Annotated in this window: 8 protein-coding genes and 2 pseudogenes; 9 read left to right on the forward strand and 1 reads right to left on the reverse strand. The window is 68.4% G+C overall.

Going from position 1 to position 8,797, the window contains the following annotated elements:
- The 3 genes and pseudogenes from fliK to H7U20_RS19590 all read left to right on the forward strand — a co-directional run.
- The coding region (gene fliK / locus H7U20_RS19580) for a flagellar hook-length control protein FliK (protein ID WP_199760823.1) at positions 1-949 on the forward strand (949 nt) is incomplete at its 5' end.
- Positions 939-1,268, forward strand: a pseudogene (locus H7U20_RS19585) (EscU/YscU/HrcU family type III secretion system export apparatus switch protein); the annotation flags it as partial. The gene fliK and the pseudogene H7U20_RS19585, both read left to right, overlap by 11 nt.
- A gap of 130 nt (positions 1,269-1,398) precedes the next feature.
- Complete coding sequence (locus tag H7U20_RS19590; RefSeq protein WP_199760825.1) at positions 1,399-2,160, forward strand: flagellar brake protein; 762 nt, start codon at positions 1,399-1,401, stop codon at positions 2,158-2,160.
- 197 nt (positions 2,161-2,357) lie between these two features.
- Here the strand turns inward: H7U20_RS19590 and fliE are convergent, their stop codons facing one another.
- On the reverse strand, positions 2,358-2,699 hold the full coding sequence (gene fliE / locus H7U20_RS19595) for a flagellar hook-basal body complex protein FliE (RefSeq protein ID WP_199760826.1): 342 nt from the start codon (positions 2,697-2,699) through the stop codon (positions 2,358-2,360).
- Positions 2,700-2,965: 266 nt separating this feature from the next.
- Between fliE and fliF the strand changes: the two genes are divergently transcribed.
- The 6 genes and pseudogenes from fliF to H7U20_RS19625 all read left to right on the forward strand — a co-directional run.
- Complete coding sequence (gene fliF, locus H7U20_RS19600; protein ID WP_199760827.1) at positions 2,966-4,708, forward strand: flagellar basal-body MS-ring/collar protein FliF; 1,743 nt, start codon at positions 2,966-2,968, stop codon at positions 4,706-4,708.
- Positions 4,701-5,699: a flagellar motor switch protein FliG gene (gene fliG, locus H7U20_RS19605; RefSeq protein WP_093384478.1), complete on the forward strand. Its 999-nt coding sequence runs from the start codon at positions 4,701-4,703 to the stop codon at positions 5,697-5,699. The genes fliF and fliG overlap by 8 nt, the downstream gene beginning before the upstream one ends.
- On the forward strand, positions 5,692-6,450 hold the full coding sequence (locus H7U20_RS19610; protein WP_233410916.1) for a flagellar assembly protein FliH: 759 nt from the start codon (positions 5,692-5,694) through the stop codon (positions 6,448-6,450). Before fliG ends, H7U20_RS19610 begins: the two co-directional genes overlap by 8 nt.
- Positions 6,451-6,568: 118 nt before the next feature.
- A complete protein-coding gene (fliI, locus tag H7U20_RS19615) occupies positions 6,569-7,978 on the forward strand; it encodes a flagellar protein export ATPase FliI (protein ID WP_199760828.1) in 1,410 nt (469 codons plus the stop codon).
- A gap of 35 nt (positions 7,979-8,013) precedes the next feature.
- A complete protein-coding gene (gene fliJ, locus H7U20_RS19620; protein ID WP_199760829.1) occupies positions 8,014-8,454 on the forward strand; it encodes a flagellar export protein FliJ in 441 nt (146 codons plus the stop codon).
- A gap of 64 nt (positions 8,455-8,518) precedes the next feature.
- Positions 8,519-8,797 (forward strand): annotated as a pseudogene (locus tag H7U20_RS19625) (flagellar hook-length control protein FliK); the annotation flags it as partial.

Consider the following 8,797-nt stretch of genomic DNA (forward strand, 5'->3'; position numbering starts at 1 on the left):
CACCACCCCGGCCGGCGCGGGCAGCCTTGCCCTGCCCGCCGGAGCAACGCCGCCGCCCGCGACCGCGCCGGCCGCCACACCAGCCGCCCTGGCCACGGCCAACGCCAGCGCCAGCGCCACCTTGCTGGCGGCCGGCCTGCCGGCCCCGGCGGCGGCGGCGGCCCGGCCGGCCGGCAGCCTGGCCGCCATACTGCTGGGCCGGGCGCCGTTGACGCCGGCCGCCGAGCTACCCGAGCTCGACGCCGGCACCGCGCCGGCCACGCTGAGCCCGACGGCGCGCGTGCTGACCAGCGTGCTCGGCACCGCCAACAGCGTGGGCGGCGCGCCGGCCGGCCTGGTCGGCCGCGCCGCCCTGGTGGCCAGCGGCGCGCCGCTGCCCGAGCAACTGGCGCAGACGCTGCGCGACACCATCACCAACAGCGGCCTGTTCTACGAATCCCATGTCGTCGAATGGGTCAAGGGCCAGCGCACCCTGCCCGAGCTGATGCGCGAACCGCAGATGCTGCGTCTGGCCCAGGGCGCCGAGGCGGCGCGCGCGGCCAACGCCGGGCCGGACCTGGCGGCGGCGCAAATGATCAACCAGCAATTGCACAGCCACGAGCAGGCGCGCGTGCAATGGCAGGGCGAAGCCTGGCCCGGCCAGCCGATGCAGTGGCACATCCAGCGCGAACAGCGCGAGCCACAGCAACAGTCCGGCGGCCAGGAAGACGGCGCCGCGCCGGAGCAGGTGTGGCGCAGCGGCGTGCGTTTCCGCTTCCCCCTGCTCGGTCAGGTCGAGGCCAGCGTGACCCTGGTCGGCGGCCAGATCCAGATCCAGGTGCAGACCGCCAACGAGGAGTCGGCCGCCACCTTGCGCGCCTACGCCGACCGGCTCGAAAGCGCCATGGCGGCGGCCGGTTCGCCGCTGTCCTCGCTGACCATCCGCGGCGGAGACCAGCATGACGGCTGAGGATACGCCGCGCCGGCCGCTGCAGCAGGCGGTGGCGCTGGCTTACCAGAGCGGGGCGCCGGCGCCGAAGGTGGTGGCCAAGGGGCGCGGCCTGGTGGCCGAGCAGATCATCAACGTCGCCAACGAGCATGGCGTGTTCATCCATGAGTCGAAGGAGCTGGTCTCGCTGCTGATGGACATCGACCTCGACCAGCAAATTCCGCCCACGCTGTACCGCACGATTGCGGAACTGCTGGCCTGGTTATATCATATTGAAGCGGCGAAAAAGTCCGGTGCGCCGCTGCCGACGTTGCCGCCGACCGAGATCGCGGCCGCCGAGCCGAGCAATACACCGGAAAAGCCCGACGCGCCCGAACTCCGCTATTTGAATCCGGTGTTCAACAGCGCGCCCGGCGCCGAACCGGCCTCAGACACAGACACAGACACAGACACTTAACAGACTGGCTTGCATGCAATCACATATTCAGGACGCGGACTTGGAAAACTGGCACGATTTTGAGATCGAGTCGCGCAGGGAGATCATCGCCCTGCTGCGCGGCATCGGCGAGAAGAATCAGCTGATCCGCATGCTGGTGCGCGGCGAGGCCGACGTCTGCGTCACCTCGATCCTCGAGGTGCAACCGGACCACAACGCCGTCATCCTCGACGCCTCGATCGACCGCGAACAGAACCAGCGCATCATCGGCAGCCACAACATCACCTTCGAGACCACGCTCGACAAGATCCGCATCCTGTTCTCCGCCGAGAAGGCCGAGCAATGCTTCCACGAAGGCAACCCGGCGCTGCGCATCGCCCTGCCGGCCACGCTGATCCGCCTGCAACGGCGCGAGTTCTACCGCATGAACACGCCGGTCAGCAACCCGGTGCGGGTGATCGTGCCGCTGCCGGCCGAGCTGGGCGGCGGCAGCCACCCCTTCCCGCTGGCCGACATCAGTTGCGGCGGCATCGCCATCATGGACAACAAGCTGTTGCTGGGCGACACCATCGGCAAGAACTACCTGGACTGCCGCATCGACCTGCCGGAGATCGGCACGGTGGCCACCACCCTGCAGATCCGCAACTCGATCGACCTGACCCTGCTCAACAACAAGTCCAACCGCCGCCTCGGCTGCGCCTTCGTCGACATCGCCCGGCCCATGCTGGCCCAGGTGCAGCGCTACATCACCAAGCTCGAACGCGAACGCAACGCCCGCATCGCCGGCCTGGGCTGAACGCCCGGGACGCGGAAAAACCGGCGGGCCTCGCGGCGCCGCCGGTTTTTTTTGAGTCCGCTGACGGTGCAACCCTAAGCCAACGGCAGAGGCCGGGGTCAGACCCGCCGGGTCTGACCCCGGATTCACGCCGCCGGGTCGCGCCCGCGCACCGTCGCCGCCAAACTTCACCCAGGCGCAAAGCCGGCTCGCGCCGCCTAGACCTGCATGTTCATGATCTCGTGGTAGGCGCTGACCAGCTTGTTGCGCACCTGCACGGTGGCCTGGAAGTTGATGCTGGCCTTCTGCATCGACACCATCACGTCCGACAAACTGACGCTGTCGTCGCCCGAGGAAAACTGCTTGCCCATGCCGTCGGCCTTGAGCTGGCTGGCGTTGACCGCGTCCAGCGAGCTCTTCAGCGCATCGGCGAAATTGACCTTGGCCACCGTCGGCTCGCTCTGCAGCACCGGCGGCGTCGCCTGCGGCCGCGCCGCGTGGGCCTTCAATTGCGCGATCATCGCCTGGATCTGGCTGCTATCGATTCCACCTGTTCTCATACTCGACTCCAATTCGTTGCTGCAACGGAACAAATTCCGCCGCACGGGTCCAGCGCCGGCGTTACAATGGCGACACACCAGCGCTGTCAGAGTGTCAGAATAACAAAAGCGGCGCCAGCCACTGCGCCGAGCAGGGCCGTAAACGAGCTTCTATTTCGGCGATGGGCCGGCGCCGGGCCGGCAGATAATGTGCTTCATTGGCCCAATCCCCCCGGGGAAGCCGGCCGCACCGACCCAAACTGAACCCAAGCACGCGGAATCCGACCATGGCAGTAGCCGAAGAACTCGACATCGACCCAGCAGTGCCCGGCCTGGAGGCCGAGCAGGCGGCGAAAGTGCCCTTCATCCAGACCCCGATGGGCAAGAACTTCCTGCGCGGCCTGGGCGTGGCCGGCATCCTCGCCATCGGCCTGGCGCTGTGGCTGTGGAACAAGCCGCCCGAGTACGGCGTGCTGTTCTCCAACTTCACCGACCGCGACGGCGGCGCCATCACCGCCGAGCTCGACAAGCTCAACATCAAGCACAAGTTCTCCGACAGCGGCAGCGCCATCCTGGTGCCGACCGAGCAGGTGCACGACATCCGCCTGAAGCTGGCGGCGCAGGGCCTGCCCAAGGGCGGCAACGTCGGCTTCGAGCTGATGGAAAACCAGAAGCTGGGCGTGTCGCAGTTCCTCGAACAGGTCAACTACCAGCGCGCCCTCGAGGGCGAACTGGCCCGCTCGATCCAGTCGCTGGCCGCCGTCGACACGGCGCGGGTCCACCTGGCGCTGCCGAAACCGTCGGTCTTCGTGCGCGACCAGCAAAAGCCGACCGCCTCGGTGCTGCTCAACCTGCACCCCAACCGCGTGCTCGACCCGCAACAGACCAGCGCCATCATCCACCTGGTCGCCTCCAGCGTGCCGGAACTGCTGCCGGCCAACGTCACCGTGGTCGACCAGGCCGGCAACCTGATCTCCGACCTGAACAAGAACGGCAGCGCCGGCGCCAACGCCAAGAACATGGACGAGACCCAGCTCAAGTACGTCAAGGAAATGCAGCTGCAGGTCATCAAGCAGGTCGAATCGATCATCATCCCCATCGTCGGCGAGGGCAATGTGCGCGCCGAGGCGCGCGCCGACGTCGACTTCTCCCAGGTCGAGCAGGCCGCCGAAACCTACAAGCCGAACTCGCCGCCGGCCGCCTCGTCGATCCGCAGCCAGCAAACCAGCGAAACGGGCGGCAACGCCAACACCAACCCGTCGGGCATCCCGGGCGCCCTGTCGAACCAGCCGCCGGGCACCGCCACGGCGCCGCTGACGGCGGCCGCGCCGGGCGCCGTCGCCGGGCCGCCGGGCGTGCCGGCCAACAGCACCCTGGCCAACAGCGACAGCCCGCGGCACAAGGAGTCGACCACCAACTACGAGGTCGACAAGACCGTGCGCTACGAGCAGCACGGCATGGGCGGCCTGCGCCGCCTGACGGTGGCGGTGGTGGTCAACTACCGCCGCATCGTCGACAAGGCCGGCAAGGTCACCATCAAGCCCTACACGCCGGAGGAGATGGCCAAGATCAACGACCTGGTCAAGCAGGCCATGGGTTACAGCCAGGACCGCGGCGACGCCGTCAGCGTGGCCAACTCGCCGTTCGACGGCGTCGACCGGCCGTTCGAGCCGACCCTGGAATGGTGGCGCGACCCGGCCAACCTGCCGATGGCCAAGGACCTGGCCAAGTTCCTCATCACCGCCCTGATCCTGCTCTACATCCTGCTGCGCATCGTGCGGCCGATGATGCGGCCGGTGCTGAAGAAAATCGACGACATGAACGCGCCGCCGCCGGTGCCGGACGAGCCCGAACCCGAGCCCGAGGACTTCATCGACCACGAGTTGATCGCCGAGGAGGAACTCAAGCAGATGGAAGAGAGCACGGCGCGCGGCTACCGTGAGAATCTGGCGCTGGCCAAGAAACTGGCCAACGAGGACCCGCGCGTGGTGGCGCAAGTGATCAAAGCATGGATAGGCACAAATGACTGAGAATACTGGACTGCAAAAGGCCGCCATCCTGATGCTGGCGATGGGCGAGACCGAGGCCTCCGAGGTGATGAAGTTCCTCGGCCCGCGCGAGGTGCTCAAGCTGGGCGCGGCGATGGCCACCATGAAGGGCATCGCCCACGAGCAGGTGGTGCAGGTGCTGGAGGACTTCCGCACCCAGACGGAGATGAACTCGACCGTCGGCCTCGACTCGGACGAGTACATCCGCCAGGTGCTGACCAAGGCGCTGGGCGACGACAAGGCCTCGGTGCTGCTGTCGCGCATCCTGGGCGGCAAGGACGCCTCCGGCATCGAGAGCCTGAAGTGGATGGACTCGCAGTCGGTCTCCGAGCTGATCCGCAACGAGCACCCGCAGATCATCGCCACCATCCTGGTCCACCTGGAACGCGACCAGGCCTGCGAAATCCTCGGCCACTTCACCGACCGCCTGCGCAACGACGTGGTGCTGCGCATCGCCACCCTGGACGGCGTGCAGCCGGCCGCGCTGCGCGAGCTCAACGACGTGCTCACCAAGCTGTTGTCGGGCAACGAGAACATCAAGAAATCCTCGCTCGGCGGCGTGCGCGCGGCGGCCGAGATCCTCAACTTCATGAGCGGCGAGCAAGAGGGTTCGGTGATGGACAACATCAAGAACTACGACAACGACATGGCGCAGAAGATCATGGACGAGATGTTCGTCTTCGACAACGTGATCGACATCGACGACCGCGGCATCCAGCTGCTGCTGCGCGAGGTGCAGTCGGAGATGCTGATCATCGCGCTGAAGGGCGCCTCGCAGGAACTGCGCGACAAGATCTTCCGCAACATGTCGGCGCGCGCCAGCGAAATGATGCGCGAGGACCTCGAATCGAAGGGGCCGGTGCGCCTGTCCGAAGTGGAAACCCAACAGAAGCAGATCCTGCAAATCGTCCGGCGCCTCGCCGACGAGGGCCAGATCGTGCTAGGCGGCAAAGGCGAGGATTCGTTTGTCTAATATTCCGAAAGAACAGCAGTCGGCCTACCAGCGCTGGGAGATGACCTCCTTCGGCGACGAGCGCCCCAGCGTGCTGGCCGCGCGCGACGCCCAGCAGGTCGAGATCGAGCGCGCCGCCATCGCCGCCTTCGAGCTGCAGGAGGCCGAGATCCGCGCCGCCATCGCCGAGCAGGAGGCGGCCGAGATCGGCCCGCCGGCGCCGCCGCCGCCCGCGCACCCCAGCCAGGACGAGGTCGACGCCATCCGCGAGCAGGCCCGCCTGGACGGCTACCAGGAAGGCCACGCCGCCGGCCACGCCGACGCGCTGGCCGACGGCAAGATCGCCGCCGCCGAGGAGCTCGAACACCTGCGCGCGCTGGCCCTCAACTTCAGCGACTCGCTGCGCGAGGCCGACCAGCTGATCTCCAACGAGGTGCTGGAACTGGCCCTGCAACTGGCCAAGGGCATGCTGAAGAACGCGCTGCGCATCAAGCCCGAGCTGGTGCTGCCGATCGTGCGCGAGGCGATCGAGTACCTGCCGGTGCTGCAACAACCGGCCCTGCTGGTGCTCAACCCGGAAGACGCCCCGCTGGTGCGCGCCGGCATCGGCGAGGAGCTCGACAAGGGCGGCTGGCGCGTGGTCGAAGACGAGCAGATCGGCCGTGGCGGCTGCAAGGTCGACACCGCCAGCAACCAGATCGACGCCCAGGCCGCCGCCCGCTGGCAGCGCCTGAGCACCGCGCTGGGCAAGAGCGACGACTGGCTGGACTGAGCCGTCCGCCCGCCCCCTCGCCCGCCGACGCCGGCGCCGTCCGCAGCGCACAGCGCCGCCACGCATCCGCCCGGAATCAACCGAATAGCAGCCCGGAATCAAGCCCAGAGTTAAACCCATGAGCGACCACCCCTCCCCCGCCAATCCGCACGCCGCCCGCTGGCAGGCCCACCTGGCCGACTGCGCCGCCGTGCTCGGCTTCGTCGAACCGATGCAGGTGTCGGGCCGGGTCACCCGCGTCGCCGGCCTGGTGATGGAGGCGGTCGGCCTGCGCCTGGCGGTCGGCGCCGCCTGCACCGTGCCGCTGCCCAACGGCGGCAAGATCGAGGCCGAGGTGGTCGGCTTCGAGGGCGAGCGCCTGTTCCTGATGCCGCAGAGCGACGTCGAGGGTGTCGTGCCGGGCACCCGCGTGTTCCCGGTCGAGCCGACCATTCCGCGCCCGGGCAGCGTGCCGCATCCACGGCGCCGGCCCAGCGACCGGGCGCGCCACCTGCCGGTCGGCGCCCAGTTGCTCGGCCGCGTGCTCGACGGCGCCGGCCGCCCGCTCGACAAGCTCGGTCCGCTGCTGCCCGGCGACAGCGCGCCGATCAACGTGCGGCCGGCCAACCCGCTGGGCCGCGCCCCCATCGTCGACACGCTCGACGTCGGCGTGCGCTCGATCAACGCCATGCTGACGGTGGGCCGGGGCCAGCGCATGGGCCTGTTCGCCGGCTCCGGCGTCGGCAAGAGCGTGCTGCTGGGCATGATGGCGCGCTACACCGAGGCCGACGTCATCGTCGTCGGCCTGATCGGCGAACGCGGCCGCGAGGTCAAGGAGTTCATCGAACAGATCCTCGGCGCCGAGGGCCTGGCGCGCTCGGTGGTGGTGGCGGCGCCGGCCGACACGCCGCCGCTGATGCGCCTGCAGGGCGCCGCCTACGCCACGGCGATCGCCGAGCACTTCCGCGACCAGGGCCAGAACGTGCTGCTGATCATGGACTCGCTGACCCGCTACGCCATGGCCCAGCGCGAGATCGCCCTGGCCATCGGCGAGCCGCCGGCCACCAAGGGCTATCCGCCGTCGGTGTTCGCCAAGCTGCCGATCCTGGTCGAACGGGCCGGCAACGGCGAGGAAGGCGGCGGCTCGATCACCGCCTTCTACACCGTGCTGACCGAGGGCGACGACCAGCAGGACCCGATCGCCGACTCGGCCCGCGCGATTCTCGACGGCCACATCGTGCTGAACCGCCGCCTGGCCGAGGCCGGCCACTACCCGGCCATCGACATCGAACAATCGATCAGCCGGGCGATGCACTCGATCACCTCGCCCGAGCACCAGCAACGCGCCCGCATGCTCAAGCAACTATATTCGCGCTACGAGCGCAGCCGCGACCTGATCGCCGTCGGCGCCTACAGCCCGGGCAGCGACCCGGTGCTCGACAAGGCGATCGAACTGCACGAGCGCATCGAGGAATTCCTGCAACAACAAATCACCGACCGGGTCGGCATGGGCGAGAGCTTGAGCCAACTTACCTCTCTGTTCGACTGATTGACGCCGGCCCGCCCTGCCTATAATGGATCACCATGGCCTCCCAATCCCAACTGAACACCCTGATTGAGCTGGCGCAGCGGGAAACCGACGACGCCGCCAAGCGGCTGGGCGCGGCCCTGGCGGCGGTGGCCGAGGCGAAACAGAAACACCAGATGTTGATCGGCTACCGCGACGAATACGCCAAGCGCTTCGAGGCGGCCCAGGCCGCCGGCATCACGCCCATGGCCTACCGCAACTTCCAGGCCTTCATGGGCAAGCTGGACAACGCGATCACCGGCCAGCAGGAGGTCATCAAGCACGCCGAGCATCGCGGCGCGCAGGAGAAGGCGGCGTGGCAGGCCTGCGAGCGCAAGCGCATGTCCTACACCACGCTGAGCAAGCGTGCGGCGGTCGAGGCGCTCAAGCTCGAAGCCAAGCGCGACCAGAAGCAGATGGACGAACACGCAGCACGACAAGCTTATTACAAACGCTGAGCCCGGCTCGGCGGCAACCCATCGCGGCGGACCAGCGCAGCGAACCACTGAAAACGGCGCCACCATGCAAACTGCTCCTCTGCAACTCCCGACCCTCAACGCCAACGCGGCGTCGGCGCCGCCCAAGGTGAGCTTCAACGCCGGCGGCCAGGACAATCAATTCCAGCGCGCCCTGTCGCGCGAGATCGAGCAGCGCCAGTCGGCGCGCGGCGCGGAGGCGCCGGCGCGCCCGGCCGACAAGCCGCCGACCGGCCAGACCGGCGCCAAGCCGGCCGCGCCGATCAAGCAGCCGATCCCGCCGAAGGACGCGCAACCGACCCGCGCCGCCGACAACGGCGGCAAC

Origin of the sequence: Rugamonas violacea (assembly GCF_016461825.1) — a bacterium.
Classification (GTDB): domain Bacteria; phylum Pseudomonadota; class Gammaproteobacteria; order Burkholderiales; family Burkholderiaceae_D; genus Rugamonas.

Excerpts from the sequence above, each read along its gene's own strand:
- fliJ (WP_199760829.1), top strand. The coding sequence starts at position 8,014 with ATGGCCTCCCAATCCCAACTGAACACCCTGATTGAGCTGGCGCAGCGG.
- fliF (WP_199760827.1), top strand. The coding sequence starts at position 2,966 with ATGGCAGTAGCCGAAGAACTCGACATCGACCCAGCAGTGCCCGGCCTG.
- H7U20_RS19590 (WP_199760825.1), top strand. The coding sequence starts at position 1,399 with ATGCAATCACATATTCAGGACGCGGACTTGGAAAACTGGCACGATTTT.
- fliG (WP_093384478.1), top strand. The coding sequence starts at position 4,701 with ATGACTGAGAATACTGGACTGCAAAAGGCCGCCATCCTGATGCTGGCG.
- fliE (WP_199760826.1), bottom strand. The coding sequence starts at position 2,699 with ATGAGAACAGGTGGAATCGATAGCAGCCAGATCCAGGCGATGATCGCG.
- fliI (WP_199760828.1), top strand. The coding sequence starts at position 6,569 with ATGAGCGACCACCCCTCCCCCGCCAATCCGCACGCCGCCCGCTGGCAG.